Annotated in this window: 1 pseudogene; it reads right to left on the bottom strand. The window is 42.2% G+C overall.

Going from position 1 to position 348, the window contains the following annotated elements:
- Window positions 1-124: 124 nt before the first annotated feature.
- Window positions 125-348 (bottom strand): annotated as a pseudogene (locus HC175_RS21375) (tRNA epoxyqueuosine(34) reductase QueG); the annotation flags it as partial.

Raw genomic sequence — 348 nt, 5'->3', positions numbered from 1 at the left:
AATCGCAATTGCTCCAGGAAAACGTGCCAATCAAATAGTCAAAGAAGCACTGGAAAACTTGAATTTCACAAGTCCTGCAAAAGATGAGCAGGGAAATCCAGTTAAAACAGAATTCTCAGGAAACTTAATCTTTTAAAAACCTGATATTTCGAGTGAGTCCGCTGTACTTGGTTCGTTTAACTGCCGACTTTTTAAATACTTTCCTGAAGGTCTCTTCGGTGATCTCCTCCCAATCCTTTTTACTCATGCTAAGCAGCTCGGGGTGCGGATTGAAGAGTGGTTCAATATGAGGTTTTGAAAAGCGGTTCCAGGGACATACGTCCTGGCAAATATCACAGCCAAAAGCCC

The organism is Salinimicrobium oceani (assembly GCF_012037645.1).
The sequence above is the reverse complement of the archived record's forward strand: the minus strand, read 5'-3'. Positions and strand labels throughout refer to the sequence as shown.